18 protein-coding genes are annotated in these 18,717 nt (G+C 61.9%); 7 read left to right on the top strand and 11 right to left on the bottom strand.

The window, feature by feature from the left end; genetic code table 11:
- Nucleotides 1-308: 308 nt before the first annotated feature.
- From nei to BJP61_RS15315, 4 genes are all read right to left on the bottom strand, one after another.
- Nucleotides 309-1,100 carry an endonuclease VIII gene (gene nei / locus BJP61_RS15300; protein WP_075192234.1) on the bottom strand — a complete coding sequence of 264 codons (792 nt, stop codon included), beginning with the start codon at nt 1,098-1,100 and terminating at the stop codon, nt 309-311.
- A 108-nt stretch (nt 1,101-1,208) separates the two neighbouring features.
- On the bottom strand, nt 1,209-2,204 hold the full coding sequence (locus tag BJP61_RS15305) for a DUF2891 domain-containing protein (protein WP_171998641.1): 996 nt from the start codon (nt 2,202-2,204) through the stop codon (nt 1,209-1,211).
- Nucleotides 2,205-2,234: 30 nt separating this feature from the next.
- Entirely contained in the window at nt 2,235-3,221 is a 987-nt protein-coding gene (locus tag BJP61_RS15310; RefSeq protein ID WP_038864088.1) for a DUF979 domain-containing protein, read from the bottom strand.
- Nucleotides 3,218-3,940, bottom strand: coding sequence for a DUF969 domain-containing protein (locus tag BJP61_RS15315; RefSeq protein ID WP_038873459.1), 723 nt, complete (start codon nt 3,938-3,940; stop codon nt 3,218-3,220). The genes BJP61_RS15310 and BJP61_RS15315 overlap by 4 nt, the downstream gene beginning before the upstream one ends.
- A gap of 247 nt (nt 3,941-4,187) precedes the next feature.
- Here BJP61_RS15315 and BJP61_RS15320 point away from each other — a divergent pair, with 247 nt between their 5' ends.
- Complete coding sequence (locus BJP61_RS15320; protein ID WP_038864091.1) at nt 4,188-4,736, top strand: winged helix DNA-binding protein; 549 nt, start codon at nt 4,188-4,190, stop codon at nt 4,734-4,736.
- A 1-nt stretch (nt 4,737) separates the two neighbouring features.
- Here the strand turns inward: BJP61_RS15320 and pxpA are convergent, their stop codons facing one another.
- The 7 genes from pxpA to BJP61_RS15355 all read right to left on the bottom strand — a co-directional run bounded on the left by pxpA (nt 4,738) and on the right by BJP61_RS15355 (nt 10,568).
- Nucleotides 4,738-5,472, bottom strand: coding sequence for a 5-oxoprolinase subunit PxpA (gene pxpA / locus BJP61_RS15325; protein ID WP_075192284.1), 735 nt, complete (start codon nt 5,470-5,472; stop codon nt 4,738-4,740).
- Nucleotides 5,462-6,394, bottom strand: coding sequence for a 5-oxoprolinase subunit PxpC (pxpC, locus tag BJP61_RS15330; protein ID WP_161581864.1), 933 nt, complete (start codon nt 6,392-6,394; stop codon nt 5,462-5,464). The genes pxpA and pxpC overlap by 11 nt, the downstream gene beginning before the upstream one ends.
- Nucleotides 6,388-7,044 (bottom strand): 5-oxoprolinase subunit PxpB, encoded by a 657-nt coding sequence (pxpB, locus tag BJP61_RS15335; RefSeq protein WP_038864093.1) that lies wholly within the window; start codon nt 7,042-7,044, stop codon nt 6,388-6,390. Before pxpB ends, pxpC begins: the two co-directional genes overlap by 7 nt.
- Before the next feature lie 20 nt (nt 7,045-7,064).
- On the bottom strand, nt 7,065-7,808 hold the full coding sequence (locus BJP61_RS15340) for a type 2 GTP cyclohydrolase I (RefSeq protein WP_038864095.1): 744 nt from the start codon (nt 7,806-7,808) through the stop codon (nt 7,065-7,067).
- Nucleotides 7,809-7,820: 12 nt separating this feature from the next.
- Nucleotides 7,821-9,242: a deoxyribodipyrimidine photo-lyase gene (phrB, locus tag BJP61_RS15345; RefSeq protein WP_171998642.1), complete on the bottom strand. Its 1,422-nt coding sequence runs from the start codon at nt 9,240-9,242 to the stop codon at nt 7,821-7,823.
- A gap of 12 nt (nt 9,243-9,254) precedes the next feature.
- The gene (locus BJP61_RS15350; RefSeq protein WP_171998643.1) at nt 9,255-10,211 is read right to left on the bottom strand and encodes a DUF523 and DUF1722 domain-containing protein; all 957 of its coding nucleotides are present in this window, start codon (nt 10,209-10,211) and stop codon (nt 9,255-9,257) included.
- 150 nt (nt 10,212-10,361) lie between these two features.
- Nucleotides 10,362-10,568 (bottom strand): YbfA family protein, encoded by a 207-nt coding sequence (locus BJP61_RS15355; RefSeq protein WP_171998644.1) that lies wholly within the window; start codon nt 10,566-10,568, stop codon nt 10,362-10,364.
- A gap of 313 nt (nt 10,569-10,881) precedes the next feature.
- On the opposite strand from BJP61_RS15355, the gene kdpF reads away from it, so the two are divergent.
- The 6 genes from kdpF to kdpE are packed head-to-tail and all read left to right on the top strand — an operon-like array spanning nt 10,882 to nt 18,674.
- Complete coding sequence (kdpF, locus tag BJP61_RS15360) at nt 10,882-10,971, top strand: K(+)-transporting ATPase subunit F (protein ID WP_015386886.1); 90 nt, start codon at nt 10,882-10,884, stop codon at nt 10,969-10,971.
- Entirely contained in the window at nt 10,971-12,653 is a 1,683-nt protein-coding gene (kdpA, locus tag BJP61_RS15365) for a potassium-transporting ATPase subunit KdpA (protein WP_171998645.1), read from the top strand. The genes kdpF and kdpA overlap by 1 nt, the downstream gene beginning before the upstream one ends.
- Before the next feature lie 20 nt (nt 12,654-12,673).
- Complete coding sequence (gene kdpB, locus BJP61_RS15370) at nt 12,674-14,722, top strand: potassium-transporting ATPase subunit KdpB (protein ID WP_171998646.1); 2,049 nt, start codon at nt 12,674-12,676, stop codon at nt 14,720-14,722.
- 11 nt (nt 14,723-14,733) lie between these two features.
- Nucleotides 14,734-15,306: a potassium-transporting ATPase subunit KdpC gene (gene kdpC, locus BJP61_RS15375; protein WP_075192225.1), complete on the top strand. Its 573-nt coding sequence runs from the start codon at nt 14,734-14,736 to the stop codon at nt 15,304-15,306.
- A gap of 9 nt (nt 15,307-15,315) precedes the next feature.
- On the top strand, nt 15,316-18,000 hold the full coding sequence (kdpD, locus tag BJP61_RS15380) for a two-component system sensor histidine kinase KdpD (RefSeq protein ID WP_038864105.1): 2,685 nt from the start codon (nt 15,316-15,318) through the stop codon (nt 17,998-18,000).
- Entirely contained in the window at nt 17,997-18,674 is a 678-nt protein-coding gene (gene kdpE / locus BJP61_RS15385) for a two-component system response regulator KdpE (RefSeq protein ID WP_038864106.1), read from the top strand. The genes kdpD and kdpE overlap by 4 nt, the downstream gene beginning before the upstream one ends.
- Nucleotides 18,675-18,717 lie beyond the last annotated feature (43 nt).

Genomic DNA, 18,717 nt, shown 5'->3' on the forward strand with positions numbered 1-18,717 from the left:
GCGCCTTCTGGCGCGTTTTTTTATGGCGGTTTCAACGCCCGGCGGGTCATAACCAGGGCGGGTGCGCCTCCCCCTACCATGCACAAAATGCAGCGCGGAGGGTGTTACTCCTGTTCACAACGTCGGCCCACAGGGCGATTTTGCGCCGGGAGCCGGAATGGCAAAGGGCGCGGCGGCGCCCACCTTTGTACGTTCGCGTGAGAGAAACGCACACAGAAACGTGACGTGATGGCGAACGGAACGCTCATATTTCTGCGCACATTACAGTGCAGGGCGGGTAAACGACGCACCGCCCGCCACCATCGCCCCTACGTCTGACACCCCGGACACCAGTAGAACGGCCGCGACGACAGCGTCGTTTTTTCGATAATGCCCCCGCAGCGGCGGCATTTTTTCCCCGCGCGATGAAACACCTCGAAGCGAAACAGCGCGCCGTGGTGTTTGTTCTCATCCACCCTGCCGCGCGTCTGATATGAGAGCCGTGGAATGTCAAGGCAGGCGCGGGCCAGCGCGTCGAGCTGCGCGTCATTGAGCGTTGAGGCTTTATGGCGCGGCGCAAGCTGCGCCTGCCAGAGGATCTCGACCCGCAAATAGTTGCCAAGCCCCGCGAGAAACGCCTGATCGAGCAGCAGGCCGCTAAACTGACGGCGATGAAAGCGCGGGCTTAACAGCCGCTCTTTTACCTGTTCCACCGTCAGCGACAGATCCAGCACATCTGGCCCGACGCGCTGTAAAAACGCGTGCGCCGCCACACCGTCGGCGTCGAGCATTTCAATCTCAGAAGCGCTGTAGAGCAGCACCGCGGCGTCTTCGGTGTCGAGCCGTACGCGCAGGCTGCGCGTGGTCTGCGGCGTTTCACCCGCTTTCACCACCCGCCAGACGCCATACAGCTGGTTATGGCTGTAGAGCGTCAGCCCGTTAGAAAAATGCGTCAGCAGCGCTTTGCCGCGTGTTTCAAAGCGCTCGACGCGCGCGCCCGTCAGCAACGCTTCAAACGCTTTCAGTTCAGGAAAGGCAAACCAGACATGGGTCAGCGGCTTTCCCGCCACCGCCGCTTCAAGCTTATCCGCCGCGCGGCGGATCTCCGGTCCTTCCGGCATCGTGCATCCTTTTTGGGTTACTTAAAGATGAAAACATAAGGATAAACTGTAGCAGCGGGCCTGGGGGAGAAAAACGAAACCGCCGCAAAAAAGCGGCGGTTGAAAGGGTTATTCCAGCGCCAGCAGCGCGAAACTCGCAAGCCAGTGGCCGCCGCTGTAGTGACTGCCGACGACATGTTCAACGCTTGCGGCCAGGTGGCGCGCCACCGCCTCCTTCAGCGGAGCCTGTGCGCCGTGATGTTCCGGCAGCGCCGCCGCGATATGCTTCATGCACCACGCGCGGCTTAAATTCAGCCCGTCAAGATGCGCGATTTTCGGGTCGGCGCGATCGCTTACCACCGCCGGGTTCATCAGCGCCGCCACGCCGCCGATATCCGGCAGGAAGGCATCGAACCACGCCGGGAAACCTTCCGCCGTTTTGCTCATCAGCAACGCCTCGGTCAGCGCCCCGGAGAGATATTCATCGCCGCCCGGCTCGTAGTGCGCCGGGTACGCGGTGTCGGCCTGATAAAACCGCGTCGAGGCGTCAGTAATAGCGCGCTCCAGCGCCTCGTCGTCCAGCGCGCGGGCGTAATCGAGGCCAAGCGCCAGCGCAAACGCGGTGTTGTAATGCGTGCCGACGCGGATCGGGTAGGTCAGCTTACTGAGATAATCGATAAGGCGCGCGCGGATATCCTGGGTCAGCGGCTCAAGTGTTTCGTGCCAGCGCGCGGCCTGCGGCACGTCCGACTGCTTCAGCTCCTGGGCGAGCGCCAACAGCCAGCCGTACCCATACGGACGCTCGAACGACGCGCGAAACGGCGCGGTGAAATAGTCCACTTCGCGCGCCACGTTCGCCTGGGTGAAGTGCTCATCGAACAGCGCGATGATATCGTCACGACACGACAGCGTCGGGTAGAGGCGCACGCAGCGTAGCAGCAGCCAGTAGCCGTGCACCGCCGAATGCCAGTCAAAGCAGCCATAAAAAATCGGATGCAGTTCGCGCGGCGGCAGCGCATCGGCGTCCTCATTCATCAGATGCATGATGTGGTTCGGGTATTCCCGGCGCAGATACGTTAAAGGCATCCGGGCAAAGGCGTCAGCCTGGGATTGCGTCAGTGTCATAACAGCTCCTTAGGGGCAACCGTGCCGCGCTTAGCGGAACACGATGAAATACATCAGGAAAACGTTCACCACCAACAGCGTCACCGCCGTTGGGATCTGAATTTTTATCACCTGGTACTTATCTTTAAGCTCCAGCAGCGCGGCGGGAACGATATTGAAGTTGGCCGCCATCGGCGTCATCAGCGTGCCGCAATACCCGGCATACATGCCAATCGCCAGCAGCGGCGCCGGGTCGCCATGATGATGGTTAATCAACAGCGGCAGCGCGATACCGGCGCTCAGCACCGGAAATGCCGCAAACGCGTTGCCCATAATCATCGTGAACAGCGCCATGCCGATGCAGTAAATCACCACCAGCATGAAGCGGTTTTCCGGGTCAACAAACAGGCTTACCACGTTCTGCACGGCGGTGCCGGTATTGGCGACGACGAACACGCCGCCGAGCATGGCCAGCATCTGCGGTAAAATCACCGCCCAGCCAATAGTATCCACCAGACGGCGCGACTGGCGCACCGCATGCAGCGGCGTGCCGCGCGTCAGCCACCAGCCAACCAGCAGCGCCGCGACACACGCCACGCACAGCGCGGCAAGCGTCAGCTGTTTTTGATCCAGCAGGAAAACGCCGCCCACCGAGACGCCTTTTAAAAACAGCGTGCCGAGCACCGTCACCACCGGGATCAGCAGCGCGGGCAGGAACAGCCAGTTGCGCAGACGCTCTGAGGAGGCCACGCGCTCCGCCTCGGTGGACATTTTATAGTGCCCTTTCCCCACCAGCCCAAAGCCCGCCAGCAGGGCGATAACAATCACCGCGCCGCCAATAATTCGGTAGGCCAGCGAGCGGCCCAGCTCCTGCACCATCAGATCGCCGAAGAGGAAAATACCGCCGAACAGGAACCAGAACAGCGCAGTGGTAAAACGCTTCGGGTTGCCGCGATCGCGCAGCGTCATCACCACCAGCAGCATGACGACAAAGCCAATGAGGTAGTAGACGCGGTTAATGGTCAGCAAAGTGCTCATTGCGCCGCCTCCTGTTTGCCCTGCTCCGCACGCCAGGCCATTACGTCGCGCCGCACGCTGGCGTCGAGGCGCAGCAGGCGCGCCATATGGATAATCAGCGCGGCGATGGCGGTCGGGATAGCCCACAGGCCGATATGCAGCGGCTCAATGCCCGCGATGCCGTTCTCTTTCAGGAAGGCGTCAATCAGCAGCACCGCGCCGAAGGCGATAAAGATATCTTCGCCGAAGAACACCGCGATGTTGTCGCACGCGGCGGCGTGCGCCTTGATTTTGTCGCGGATGTGTTGAGGCAGCTCGCCATATTCGTTAAGCGCCGCGCCTTCAGCCATCGGCGCCAGCAGCGGACGCACAGTCTGGGCGTGACCACCGAGCGACATCAGCCCGAGCGCGGCGGTGCCTTCGCGCACCACAAAATAGAGCATCAGAATACGCGCCGAGGTGGCGCTGGCGATTTTCGCCACCCACGCCTGGGCGCGCTCTTTCAGCCCGTAATACTCCAGCAGGCCAATCACCGGCAAAATCAAAATAAACGTCGCGAGCGAGCGGCTGTTAACAAATTTTTCGCCGAAGGTTTCCAGCAACATGCCGAAATCCATACCGACCGTGAGCCCCGTCGTCAGCCCGGCGACCACGACGACCAGCAGCGGGTTAAAGCGCAGCGCAAAACCGAGAACCACCACCGGGATCCCGATGAGTGGCAACAGAGAGGAACCGTCCATACATTGTTACCCTTTCCAAAGTGAGCGTTGCACGCCGAAGGCTGTTCTACTCCTTCGCCGGGGTGGCGAAGCGTGGGCATTACGGCGAACGTTGTTGTGTGGGCAGGCGCTGTGAACGTGCAGAACCTGACCAAAAAGCTATATCTGAACGGTCACAACATGTAAACAATTTATCAATAAAATGTTTTTATTTTGTCGGTTACGTTTTATAGTTTTTACCAATACCCGCAAAAGAATAAGGGCCGCGATGAGCCAGAAAAAAGCTGAAACATCAAACGGTAACGACGATATCACCGACGGGCGTATCGTCTCGTCCCGTCATCTGGTTTCAGAGCGCTGCGCCGAATTATCGGAGCTGGAGTACGCGCTGATCATGACCAGCAACGCGTTTAACAAATGGATGGTGCGCTGCATGACGGCAGCGGGCGAGCCGGATATGGGCGCGTTCGACGTGTCGCTGCTGCATCACGTCAACCACCGTAACCGCAAGAAAAAGCTGGCGGATATCTGCTTTGTGCTGAACGTCGAAGACACTCATGTCGTCACCTACGCGCTGAAAAAGCTGGTGAAAGCGGGCTATGTGAGCAGCGAGAAAGTGGGCAAAGAACTCTATTTCTTTACCACCGAGGAAGGAAAAGCGCTGTGCATGAAGTACCGCGACGTGCGCGAGGCGTGTCTTATCGCCATCCAGGTGGAGAGCGGCATACCGGGGGCGGCGATTGGCGAAACGGCGCAACTGCTGCGCACTATCGCCTCGCTCTACGACACCGCCGCGCGGGCGGCGGCGTCGCTGTAAGTTACGCGCTTATCTGAATCTGCCGCGCGTCAAAAGCCTCACGTAAACGGCGCGCAAACGCCAGCGCGTGCGCCCCGTCGCCATGCAGGCAGACCGTCTGGGCGTTGACCGCAGCCCAGGCCCCTTCCCGGCTCAGTACCCGCCCTTCCAGCACCATCGTCAGCGTGCGCGAGACCGCCTCATCGTCATCCTCGATTAACGCGCCCGGCTCGCTGCGCGGCACAAGCGAGCCGTCCGCCCGATAACCGCGATCGGCGAACACCTCTTCGCGTGTGGCAAGCTGATGGCGCGCGCCCGCGCGAATTAACTCGCTCCCGGCAAGCCCCACCAGCAGCAGCGTGGCATCGAAATCCTTCACCGCGCGGGCGATGGCGTCGGCAAGCGCCGCGTCTTTCGCCGCCTGGTTATAGAGCATCCCGTGCGGTTTCACGTGCGTGAGCCTGCCGCCCTCGGCGCGCGCAATCGCCGCGAGCGCGCCTGTCTGATACAGCGTCTCGGCGTAGATCGTCTCGGGCGGTAACTGCATCGCCGTGCGCCCGAAGTTTTCGCGATCCGCAAAGCCTGGATGCGCGCCGATGGCCACGCCGTGCGCCAGCGCCAGCCGCACGCTTTCGCGCATCGTCCGCGCGTCGCCCGCATGGAACCCGCAGGCGATATTGGCCGAGCTAATCAGCGGCATCAGCAACGCGTCGTTACCGCAGCCCTCGCCGAGATCGGCGTTCAGATCAATCTTCATCATTCAGCCGCCATGCCAGTTGTTCAAGGTAACGTTCACGGTCGCTGCGCGCCTTCAGCGCCTCTTCGATGGAGCACTGCACAAAGTGAATGGGCTCGCCTAAACGCAGCTGCGCGAGGTTGTAGCGGTCGGCGTCAATGACGCACGCGATACGCGGGTAGCCGCCGGTGGTCTGGGCGTCGTTCATCAACACAATCGGCTGACCGCCGGGGGGCACCTGCACCACACCCGGCAACAACCCGTGGGAGAGCAGATCGCGCTCCGTAGTGCGCTCCAGCACATGGCCATGCAACCGGTAGCCCATGCGGTTACTCTGCGGGCTTAGCTGCCAGGGCGTACGCCAGAACGCTTCTTTCGCCGCGTGGCTGAATTCATGATACTCCGGCCCTGGCAGCGCGCGAATGCGGTTACCCCACAGTAACTGCTTCACGCCGCGCGCCTCGCGAAAATGGCGGGTGGCTGGCTTCACCGGCACGGCGTCGCCGTCGCGCAGCAGACGACCTTCAAAACCGCCGACGCCCGCTTTGACGTCGGTACTGCAAGAGCCCATCACTTCCGGCACGTCGAAACCGCCCGCCAGCGCCAGATAGCTGCGCATGCCGCGGCGCGGCAGCTTCAGGCTTAAACGTTGTCCCGCACGGGCCAGCAGGCGCCAGCCGGTCCAGACGGCGCGATCGTCAAGCATCGCGTCGCAGCCCGCGCCAGTGAGCGCAAACCAGCCGTCTTCGGTGAACTCCACCACGCACTGCCCGAGCGTAATTTCAAGCGCCGCCGCGTTCGGATCGTTGCCCACCAGCAGGTTGGCAATCTGCAACGACGGGCCATCCAGCGCGCCGCACTGGCTCACGCCATACTGGCGCAGCCCGAAACGGCCGCCGTCCTGAATCGAGGCGTGCATGCCCGCGCGAATAATCTTCAGCATACGCCCTCCTGTTGCGGCACAAAGCGCACGGTGTCGCCGGGCGCGAGCAGGCCCGGCGGGTTTTTCTGCGGGTTAAACAGCGCAAGCGGCGTGTGGCCGATTATCTGCCAGCCGCCTGGCGTTGGCAGCGGATAGATGCCCGTCTGGCTGCCGCCAATACCGACGGAGCCTGCCGGGACCGACAGCCGCGGCTCGGCCCGACGCGGCGTGGCAAGCTCGGGCGCGAGCCCGCCAAGATAAGGAAAGCCCGGCTGAAAGCCGATGAAATAGACCACGTAGTCGACCTGGGAGTGCTTTTCCACCACCTGCTTTTCGCTAAGCCCGGCGTGGCGCGCGACTTCCGCCAGGTCCGGCCCGCCTTCGCCGCCGTACACGACCGGGATTTCTATGCGCCGCGCGTCAGGGAGAATCGCCTCGCTCTCCTCCCACCAGCGCTGTAACCGCTCAATCGCGTCCAGCGCCATCGTGCCTGGCTCGCGCAGCATCACGGTAATGTTATTCATGCCGGGAATGACTTCCACCACGGCGGGCACCGCCTCCAGACGCTGCACCAGCCCCCAGATGCGCTGCTGGCTGGCCAGCGTCACAGGCGGCTCCAGCTCCAGCACTACGGCGCTTTCGCCTAACAGATAACAACGGGCTCGCTGCACGTTTTCCTCTCTTGTGTTGTTTAAGCCGGATTCGGGATATCGATAAAAGTCACGTCCAGATCGGTGGTTTCATTCAGCCATTCACTGAGCGCGCGAATGCCGCCGCGCTCGGTGGCGTGGTGGCCGGCGGCGTAGAAGTGCAGCCCCTGCTCGCGCGCCGAGTGAATGGTCTGCTCCGATACTTCGCCGGTAATAAACGCATCGACGCCGAAGCGCGCCGCGCTGTCGATAAAGCTCTGGCCGCCGCCGGTACACCAGGCGACGCGTTTAACGAGATCGGGGCCGGTATCGCCGCACCACAGCGGGCGCCGCCCCAGACGCGCCTCAAGCCAGGAGGCGAATTCCGGGCCAGAAACCGCCATCGAGAGTTCACCCCACGGCACCAGCGGTTCGATTTCGCCTTTCACCTCAATGCCAAGCAGTTGCGCCAGCTGCACGTTATTGCCCAGTTGCGGGTGCGCGTCGAGCGGCAGATGCCAGCCGTAGAGGTTAATATCGTTGGCGAGCAGCGTTTTCAGACGGTTGCGCTTCATGCCGCGTACCACCGGCGATTCGCCCTTCCAGAAATAACCGTGGTGCACAATGACGGCGTCCGCCTGCTGGCGCACGGCTTCATCGAGCAGCGCCTGGCTTGCGGTCACGCCAGTGATGATTTTATGCACCTCGTCGCGGCCCTCGACCTGCAACCCGTTCGGCGCGTAGTCGCTGAACGTCGCGCTGTTAAGCTTGTCGTTAATCAGTTGTTCCAGTTCGCTGTTTTTCATGTTTCGTCTCTCTTATGCCTTGCGGGCCGCTTCATAGGCCGCGAGCGTCGCGACGCGCGCCTGTTTGTGGTCGACTATCGGCTGCGGGTAGCGCAGCGTTGCGCCGTGTTTTTTAGCCCAGACATGCGGCTCGTGCACCGCCTTACCGGGAACATGGCTCAGCTCCGGCACCCAGCGGCGAATAAAATCGCCGTCGGCGTCAAACCGCTGCCCCTGCGTGACAGGGTTAAAAATACGGAAATAGGGCGCGGCGTCGGTGCCGGTCGAGGCCGCCCACTGCCAGCCGCCGTTATTGGCCGCGAAATCGCCGTCGATCAGTTGCGACATAAAATAGCGTTCGCCGCGCCGCCAGTCGACCAGTAAGTCTTTGACCAGAAAGCTCGCGGTGATCATCCGCAGCCGGTTGTGCATCCAGCCAGTCGCGTTCATCTGGCGCATGGCGGCGTCCACAATCGGGTAACCCGTCCGGCCTTCGCACCAGGCCTGAAAGTGCGCGTCGTTCTGCTGCCATGCCACCCGCGCCGTCCAGTCGATAAACGGCTGATGGCGGCACAGGTGCGGCCAGGCGACGATAAGATGACGGTAGAATTCGCGCCAGATAAGCTCATTCAGCCAGACCGCCCCGCTGCCGCCTTCCAGCGCGCGCGGGTGTTCGGTTAACAGACGATGCAGACACTGGCGCGGCGACAGCACGCCGATGGCGAGATATGGCGAGAGCAGACTGGTGCCGCGAAGCGCCGGGAAATCGCGCTTTTCCGGGTAGTCACCCGCCGCCGTCTGGCAAAACTCGCGCAGGCGTTGCAGCGCGGCCTCTTCGCCTGCCGGAAACAGCAGCGCGTCCGGCGTAGCACTCGGGTAATCGAACGGCGCAAGCGGTGGTATGTCGGTAATGGCGCCGCCCGCGCGCGGTTTCGGCGCGCTGACGCATGGCGGCAGCCCTTCGCCCAGACGGCGCAAAAATGCCCGGCTGTAAGGCGTGAAAACTTTATACATCTCGCCGTTGCCGGTCACGACGCTGCCGGGCGGCAGCATCACGCTGTCATCGAAGCCCTGGCAGGCGACGCGCTCAGCCAGCCGGCGTTCGACCGCCGCGTCACGCCGTGCCTCGTTCAGTTCATACTGGTAGTTATAAAACAGCGCCGATACCTGATGCTCGTCGCAAAACGTCGCCAGCGTTTCTACGGCGGCGGCGAAATCGGGCGCGTCGCAGGTAAAGAGCGGAATGCCCCGCTTCGCGAGCGCCTGTTGCAATGCCGCAAGGTTTTGCCAGATAAACGCCGCCTGGCGCGGCGCGAGGGTGTGATCGCGCCACTGCTGCGGGGTGGAGATAAACAGACCGATGACCCGCGCGTCGGGGTCACGGCAGGCGGCGGCGAGCGCCAGGTTATCAAAGACGCGTAAATCCGCGCGAAACCAGACCAGATGCGTGGTCATAACACTCCTTGTTTACCGGCCATAGCGCAGGCGCAGCGCTTCCGGGTAAGGCTCAAAATAGCGTTGTTGATCAAGGTAGGGGTCAGGAAATTCCGCCATGTAGTGTTTGAGCAGCGTGACCGGCGCCAGCAGCGGCTGGGTGCCCTGACGGTAGCGGTCGATAAGCGTGGAGAGCTCCTGACGCTGGCGGCCGTTAAGCTGATTGCGGAAATAGCCCTGCACGTGCATCAGCACGTTGGTGTGGTTGCGCCGGGTCGCCTGGATGGACAGCAGCGCCATCAGGCGCAGGCGGTACTCCTCAAAATAGGCGTCCAGCGATTCCCACTTGTCGATGGCGGCGACAAAACGCCCCAGCTCGCGATAGAGCGGCTGCGAATGCGCCAGCAGCAGGAGCTTATAACGGCTGTGGAACGCAATCAGATTCCCGCGGCTCAGCCCTTCGGCGCGCAGCGCGTGGAGTTCATGCAGGGTATAGATGCGTTCGACGAAATTTTCGCGAATGGCCGGATCGTGCAGACGCCCGTCCTCTTCCACCGGAAGCCAGGGCAGCGCGTTCATCAGAATATCGGTATAGATGCCGCGTCCGGCTTTTCGGTTGTTTTTACCGTCCTGATCGTAGACGCGCACGCGCTCCATACCGCAGCTTGGCGACTTGGCGCAGACGATATAGCCGCACAGGTGATCAAGGCGGCTGACGCGCTCGCGTGAAAAGGCAGCCATCTCTTCAGTGAGATCCCCGTCGCGTTTATCGCTAAAGCGCAGCGCGAGATGGCCGTCGTCGGTTTTCACCAGACGGAGCGCCGGGCGCGGCACAGGCAGACCAACCGCCATTTCGGGGCAGACCGGCTCATATTTTACCCAGGGCGCAAGCTCTTCCACCGCAAAGGCCAGCCGTTTATGGCCGCCGTCGAAACGCACATTTTCCCCTAAAAGACAGGCGCTAATGCCAACAGGGATTTTTACACTCATTCGGCCTTCCTCATTTTTATACACTCTCAGTGTAGCCAGAGGCAGCCTGTTAACACCAGCCTGTTTGCAGCGAAAAACGCAGCGGCGCACGACTTTCGCAGGCATAAAAAAACCGCTCGAAATGAGCGGTTTTTCAGGGCGTCGCGCGAATCAGTAGAAATCGCAGGCAGCTTGTTCAGCCTGCGCCATCCAGACCGGCTGATCGCTGGTTTTCGACCATACGCGGTGCAGATAACTATAAAAGCGAGCGCGATCTTTCCAGAACAGCATTACCGGCAGGGCGACAATGCCCGCGATCAGCACCAGCACGCGACGCAGGAAGACCTGATGCGCAGGATATTTTTTATATAAAGACATAGGTTTCTCCCCCTTTTTAACTTGCCCGGCATGCAAGGCCGGAAATTGAATTTTGTGAGCTGGTTAAAATTGTACCGCTTTGCCTGTAATTTTACTACTCATCCGACCACCATTCAGACGAATTCTTAGCATCTTTACAATTGATATCGTAAATAAGTTACAAAACGGTTAACGAAATACTAACCCGCAGTTAAATTATGGTTTTTGCGATTTTTATATTTTTTTTACACCCCGCTTCGCGATTTTTGCGAAACCTTTACGCCTGAATCCCTACCCTCTGCGCATATTCCAAAAACCCCCATGGAGGTGGATTGTGAGTGCAGGCCTGATAACCGGCATCGTGCTGGTTTTCCTGTTACTGGGCTATCTGGTATACGCCCTGATTAATGCGGAGGCGTTCTGATGGCGGCTTCGGCATTTTTACTTATCGCCAGTTTTTTACTGGTGCTGATGGCGCTCGCCAGACCGCTGGGCAGCCTGCTTGCCCGGATGATCGACGGCGAGCCCTTGCCGGGCGTGGGCGGCGTGGAGCGCGTGCTCTGGGCCGTGCTCGGCATTCGTCAGGAAGAGATGGACTGGAAGCGCTACCTGCTGGCGATCCTGGCCTTTAACACACTCGGGCTGGTGGTGCTGTTCACCATACTGATGTGTCAGGGCTTCCTGCCGCTTAATCCGCAACAGTTGCCGGGCCTCTCCTGGCACCTGGCGCTGAACACGGCGGTGAGTTTTGTCGCGAACACCAACTGGCAATCTTATGCGGGCGAAAGCACGGTGAGCTATTTCAGCCAGATGGCAGGGCTCGCGGTGCAAAACTTCCTCTCCGCCGCCACCGGCATTGCGGTAGCGTTTGCGTTGATTCGTGCGTTCGCACGCCAGTCGGCCACAACGCTCGGCAACGCCTGGCAGGATCTTACCCGCGTGACGCTGTGGGTACTGGTGCCGCTCTCGCTGATTATCGCCCTGTTTTTTATTCAGCAAGGCGCGATTCAGAACTTCTCGGCGTATCAGCCTTTCACCACGCTGGAAGGCGCGCGGCAGATGCTGCCGATGGGCCCGGTCGCCTCGCAGGAGGCCATCAAAATGCTCGGCACCAACGGCGGCGGCTTCTTTAACGCCAACTCCTCTCACCCGTTTGAAAACCCGACCGCGCTGACGAACTTCGTGCAGATGCTGGCTATCTTCCTGATCCCGGCGGCGCTCTGTTTCGCCTTCGGCGACGCCGTGGGCGACGCGCGTCAGGGCCGCGCCATTCTCTGGACCATGACGGTGATTTTCGTGGTCTGCGTGGCGCTGGTGATGTGGGCTGAAACGGCAGGCAACCCGCACTTTCTGACGCTCGGCGCCGACAGCGACATTAATATGGAAGGCAAAGAGAGCCGCTTTGGCATCCTCGCCAGCAGCCTGTTTGCGGTCGTCACGACAGCGGCCTCATGCGGTGCGGTCAACGCCATGCACGACTCCTTTACGGCGCTCGGCGGCATGCTGCCAATGTGGCTGATGCAGATTGGCGAAGTGGTCTTCGGCGGCGTCGGCTCCGGGTTGTACGGGATGCTGCTGTTTGTGCTGCTGGGCGTGTTTATCGCCGGCCTGATGATTGGCCGCACGCCGGAATACCTCGGTAAAAAAATTGACGTGCGCGAGATGAAAATGACCGCGCTGGCGATTCTGGTAACGCCTGCGCTGGTGCTTATCGGCACGGCGCTGGCGCTGATGACCGACGCAGGCCGCGCGGGCATTTTCAACCCCGGCATTCATGGGTTCAGCGAAGTGCTGTACGCGGTCTCGTCCGCTGCCAATAACAACGGCAGCGCCTTTGCGGGCCTGAGCGCCAACACGCCGTTCTGGAACCTGCTGCTGGCGTTCTGCATGTGGTTTGGCCGCTTCCTGGTGATTGTGCCGGTGATGGCGATTGCCGGATCGCTCGCCGCTAAAAAAGCGCAGCCCGCGAGCCCCGGCACGCTGCCTACCCACGGCGCGCTGTTTATCGGCCTGCTGACGGGCACCGTGCTGCTGGTCGGCGCCCTGACCTTTATCCCCGCCCTCGCCTTAGGCCCGGTCGCGGAACACCTTTCTCTTGTGAAATGACCATTGCGGAGTCGCTATCCATGAGTCGCAAGCAACTGGCCCTGTTTGAATCCTCTCTGGTTCGTCAGGCGCTGATCGATTCTTTTAAAAAACTGAGTCCGCGCGCCCAGTGGCGCAACCCGGTCATGTTTATCGTCTGGGTCGGCAGCCTGCTGACCACGCTGATTGCCGTGGCGATTGCCGCCGGGAAACTGCCCGGCGAGGCGCTGTTTACCGGCGCCATCAGCCTGTGGCTGTGGTTTACGGTGCTGTTCGCGAACTTCGCCGAGGCGCTGGCCGAGGGCCGCAGCAAAGCCCAGGCTAACAGCCTGAAAGGCGTTAAAAAGACCGCCTTCGCCCGTAAACTACGCGTGCCACACCACGACGCCCAGGTGGATCACGTGCCTGCTACCGACCTGCGCAAAGGCGATATCGTGCTGGTGGAAGCGGGCGATATCATCCCGTGCGACGGTGAGGTGCTCGAAGGCGGCGCGTCGGTTGACGAGAGCGCCATTACCGGCGAATCGGCGCCGGTTATCCGTGAATCGGGCGGCGATTTCGCCTCGGTGACCGGCGGCACGCGCATTCTCTCCGACTGGCTGGTCATCCAGTGCAGCGTTAACCCGGGCGAGACGTTCCTTGACCGCATGATTGCGATGGTCGAAAGCGCCGAGCGCCGTAAAACGCCGAACGAAATCGCGCTCACCATTCTGCTGGTGGCGCTCACCATCGTCTTTCTGCTGGCGACCGCGACCCTCTACCCGTTCTCGCAGTACGGCGGCGCGGCGGTTAGCGTGACGGTGCTGGTGGCGCTGCTGGTCTGCCTCATCCCGACGACCATCGGCGGGCTGCTCTCCGCCATCGGCGTGGCGGGCATGAGCCGCATGCTTGGCGCGAATGTGATTGCCACCAGCGGGCGCGCGGTAGAAGCGGCGGGCGATGTGGACGTGTTGCTGCTTGATAAAACCGGCACCATTACGCTTGGCAACCGTCAGGCCTCCGCGTTCCTGCCCGCGCCCGGCGTCGATGAAAAAACGCTGGCGGACGCCGCCCAGCTCGCCTCGCTCGCCGACGAAACGCCGGAAGGCCGCAGCATCGTGGTGCTCGCCAAACAGCGCTTTAACCTGCGCGAGCGCGACGTGCAGAGCCTTCAGGCGACGTTTGTGCCCTTCACCGCCCAGACGCGCATGAGCGGGATTAACGTCCAGGACAGGATGATCCGCAAAGGTTCAGTGGACGCCATTCGCCGCCACGTGGAAGCCAACGGCGGCCAGTTCCCGGCGCAGGTCGATACGCTGGTGGAAGGCGTGGCGCGCACCGGCGGCACGCCGCTGGTGGTGGCCGAAGGCGCGCAGGTGCTCGGCGTTATTGCGCTGAAAGATATCGTCAAAGGCGGCATTAAAGAGCGCTTCGCGCAGCTGCGCAAAATGGGCATCAAAACGGTGATGATCACCGGCGACAACCGGCTGACCGCCGCAGCCATCGCGGCCGAAGCCGGCGTGGATGATTTTCTTTCCGAAGCGACGCCGGAGGCCAAACTGGCGCTGATCCGCCAGTATCAGGCCGAAGGACGACTGGTGGCGATGACCGGCGACGGCACCAACGACGCCCCGGCGCTGGCGCAGGCGGACGTCGCAGTGGCGATGAACTCCGGCACCCAGGCGGCGAAAGAGGCGGGGAACATGGTGGATCTCGACTCCAACCCCACCAAGCTCATCGAAGTGGTGCATATCGGCAAACAGATGCTGATGACGCGCGGCTCGCTGACGACGTTCAGTATCGCCAACGACGTGGCCAAATATTTCGCTATTATCCCGGCGGCGTTCGCGGCGACTTACCCGCAGCTTAACGCGCTGAACGTGATGCATCTGCACTCGCCCGCCTCGGCCATTCTGAGCGCCGTGATTTTCAACGCGCTGATTATCGTCTTTCTGATCCCGCTGGCGCTGAAGGGCGTGAGCTACAAGCCGCTTGCGGCCGCGGCGATGCTGCGCCGTAACCTGTGGATTTATGGTCTGGGCGGTCTTGTGGTGCCGTTTATCGGCATCAAGCTCATCGACCTGCTGTTAACGCTGTTTGGTCTGGTTTAAAAGGAAACGTTATGGCTACGTTACGCCCTGCACTCGCAGTACTGATTTTTCTGACGCTTATTACCGGTGGCGTTTACCCGCTGGCCACTACCGTGCTCGGCCAGTGGTGGTTTAAGGATCAGGCGCAAGGATCGCTTATCCGCCAGAATGATGAGGTGCGCGGCTCGCGCCTCATCGGCCAGGCATTCAGCGAGGCGAAATATTTCCAGGGCCGCCCTTCCGCCACCGCCGAAGCGCCTTATAATCCAATGGCTTCCGGCGGCAGCAATCTCGCCGCCAGCAACCCGGAGCTGGATAAACAGGTTCAGGCGCGCGTGGCCGCGCTGCGCGCCGCCAACCCGGACGCCCGCACGGCGGTGCCGGTGGAGCTGGTGACGGCTTCCGCCAGCGGTCTTGACTACGGCATCTCGCCAGACGCCGCGTTCTGGCAGGCACCGCGCGTGGCGCAGGCGCGCGGGATCTCTGAAGCGGAAGTCGGACGGCTTATCCGCGAGGCGACCCAGGCGCCGCTCGCCGGTTTCCTCGGCCAGCCGGTGGTGAATGTGCTGCAACTCAATCTGGCGCTGGACGCCCTGCAACCGTAAGGAAAAACCATGACCGAAGAGCCGATGCGCCCCGACCCGGATCGCCTGCTGGAGCAGACGCAGGGCCGGACGCGCGGAAAACTCAAAATCTTCTTCGGCGCCTGCGCAGGCGTAGGGAAAACCTACGCCATGCTTCAGGAGGCCCAGCGTCTGCGGGCGCAGGGCCTCGATATCCTGGTGGGCGTGGTCGAAACCCACGGCCGCCAGGAGACGGCGGCATTACTCAAGGGGCTGGCTATCCAGCCCCTTAAGCGTATCCATCACCGGGGCCGCGTGGTGCAGGAGTTCGATCTCGACGGGGCGCTGGCGCGCAACCCGGCGCTTATCCTTATGGATGAACTGGCGCACAGCAACGCGCCCGGCTCGCGCCACCCGAAACGCTGGCAGGATGTCGACGAGCTGCTGGACGCCGGCATCGACGTGTTTACCACCGTTAATGTGCAGCATCTGGAGAGCCTGAACGACGTCGTGGGCGGCGTGACCGGTATCCAGGTGCGCGAAACGGTGCCGGATCCGATTTTCGACGCAGCCGATGAAATTGTGCTGGTGGATTTGCCGCCGGACGATCTGCGCCAGCGCCTGCATGAAGGCAAAGTCTATATCGCAGGCCAGGCCGAGCGCGCCATTGAGCATTTTTTCCGTAAAGGCAATCTTATCGCGCTGCGCGAGCTGGCGCTGCGCCGCACCGCCGACCGGGTAGACGATCAGATGCGCGCCTGGCGCGACCGACAGGGACAGGAGAAAGTCTGGCATACCCGCGACGCCATTTTGCTGTGTATCGGCCAGGGCGCCGGTAACGAAAAACTGGTGCGCACCGCCGCGCGGCTGGCGGCAAGGCTCGGTAGCGTCTGGCATGCCGTGTATGTCGAAACCCCGCGCCTGCACCGGCTGTCGGAATCGGCGCGACGCACCATTTTAAGCGCGCTGCACCTCGCGCAGGAGCTGGGCGCGGAGACCGCGACCCTCGCCGATCCGGTAGAGGAAAAAGCCGTGCTGCGCTACGCCCGCGAGCATAACCTCGGCAAAATCGTCATCGGGCGGCGCAACAAACGCCGCTGGTGGAGCCAGGATACGTTCGCCGAACGCCTGGCGCGCCACGCGCCGGATCTCGATTTACTGATTGTCGCGCTGGATGACAAACCCGCGCCCGCCACGGCGAAACCCGCCGACAACCGCACCTTTATGGAGAAGTGGCGGGTGCAGATGCGCGGCTGCGCGGTGGCGCTTGCGCTTTGCGCGCTGATTACGCTGGTCGCGCACCAGTGGCTTATCGCTTTTGACGCCGCCAACCTGGTGATGGTCTATCTGCTTGGCGTGGTGGTGGTGGCGCTGTTTTATGGCCGCTGGCCGTCGGTGCTTGCCACCGTCATCAACGTAGTGAGTTTCGATCTCTTTTTTATCGCGCCGCGTGGCACGCTGGCGGTGTCGGATGTGCAGTATCTGCTGACCTTCGCCGTGATGCTGAGCGTCGGGCTTATCATCGGCAACCTGACCGCGGGCGTACGCTACCAGGCGCGTATCGCACGCTATCGCGAACAGCGCACCCGGCACCTTTATGAGATGTCTAAAGCGCTGGCCGTGGGCCGTACCGCACGCGATATCGCCGCCACAAGCCAGCAGTTTATCGCCTCCACCTTTCATGCTCGCGGCCTGCTGCTGCTGCCGGACGACCAGGGCAAATTACAGCCGCCACAGCCGCTGGCGGACATCACGCCGTGGGATGAAGCCATTGCCCGCTGGAGCTTTGATAAAGGGCTGCCTGCCGGCGCGGGCACCGACACCCTGCCCGGCGTGCCTTATCAAATTCTTCCGCTGCGCACCGCCGGACGGACGCTCGGGCTGGTGATTGTCGAGCCGAGCAATCTGCGCCAGCTAATGATCCCCGAACAGCAGCGGTTGCTGGAGACGTTTACGCTACTGGTGGCAAGCGCGCTGGAGCGGCTGTTCCTGACCGAAAGCGAAGAACAGGCGCGGCTTGCAAGCGAGCGCGAACAGCTGCGCAACTCTCTGCTGGCGGCACTCTCCCACGACCTGCGCACGCCGCTGACGGTGCTGTTCGGCCAGGCGGAAATTCTGACGCTCGATCTGGCCTCAGAAGGCTCGAAACACGCGCCGCAGGCGAGCGAAATCCGCCAGCATGTGCTTAACACCGCAAGGCTTGTGAATAATCTGCTGGATATGGCGCGCATTCAGTCCGGCGGTTTTAACCTGCGTAAAGAGTGGCTGACGCTGGAAGAGGTCGTGGGCAGCGCGCTCAAAATGCTCGAACCGGGTCTCGGCGGGCGGCATATCGCGCTGAGCCTGAGCGATCCGCTGACGCTTATCCACGTTGACGGCCCGCTGTTTGAGCGAGTGCTGATTAATCTTCTGGAAAACGCCGCTAAATATGCGGGGTCACGGGCGCAGATAGGCGTGCGGGCGGGCTGGCGCGACGAGCGGCTCGATCTCGAAGTCTGGGACAGCGGCCCCGGCATTCCGGCTGGTCAGGAGCAGGCGATTTTTGCTAAATTCGCTCGCGGTAATAAAGAATCCGCCATCCCTGGCGTCGGGCTGGGGCTTGCCATTTGCCAGGCGATTGTCGAGGTGCACGGCGGCGAGATTTACGCCCGTAATCGCCCGGAAGGCGGCGCAAGTTTCCACGTGCTGCTGCCCAAAGAAACGCCCCCGGAACTGGATATCCACGAGGTCATGTGATTAGCGTTCTGATTGTCGAAGATGAAAAAGAGATCCGCCGCTTTCTGCGCACCGCGCTGGAGAGCGAGGGACTGCGCGTGTATGACGCTGAAACTCTGCAGCGCGGGCTGATTGAAGCCGCGACCCGCAAGCCCGATCTGGTGATTCTCGATCTCGGCCTGCCGGACGGCGACGGCATCGATTTTATCCGCGACTACCGCCAGTGGAGCCAGACTCCGGTGATTGTGCTGTCGGCGCGCAGCGACGAACAGGACAAAATCGCGGCGCTGGACGCGGGCGCCGATGACTTTCTGGGCAAACCGTTCGGCATTGGCGAGTTACAGGCGCGACTGCGCGTCGCCCTGCGCCGTCACGGCGCCGCCAGCCAGAGCGACCCGGTGGTGCGATTTTCCGATATCACCGTTGATCTGGCGGCGCGGCGCATCACGCGCGGCGCGCAGGAGATCCACCTGACGCCCATAGAATTCCGCCTGCTGGCCGTGCTGCTGAACAACGCGGGCAAAGTGCTGACCCAGCGCCAGCTGTTAAGCCAGGTGTGGGGGCCGAACGCGGTGGAGCACAGCCATTATCTGCGTATCTATATGGGCCACCTGCGCCAGAAGCTGGAGCTTGACCCGGCGCGCCCGCACCACCTGTTGACGGAAACCGGCATCGGCTACCGGTTTATGCTGTAAGCGCATCGCCGCGTCAGGCCTGGCGCGGCGGCGTTTCTCCCCG

Source organism: Cronobacter sp. JZ38 (assembly GCF_008932145.1).
GTDB lineage: Bacteria > Pseudomonadota > Gammaproteobacteria > Enterobacterales > Enterobacteriaceae > Cronobacter > Cronobacter muytjensii.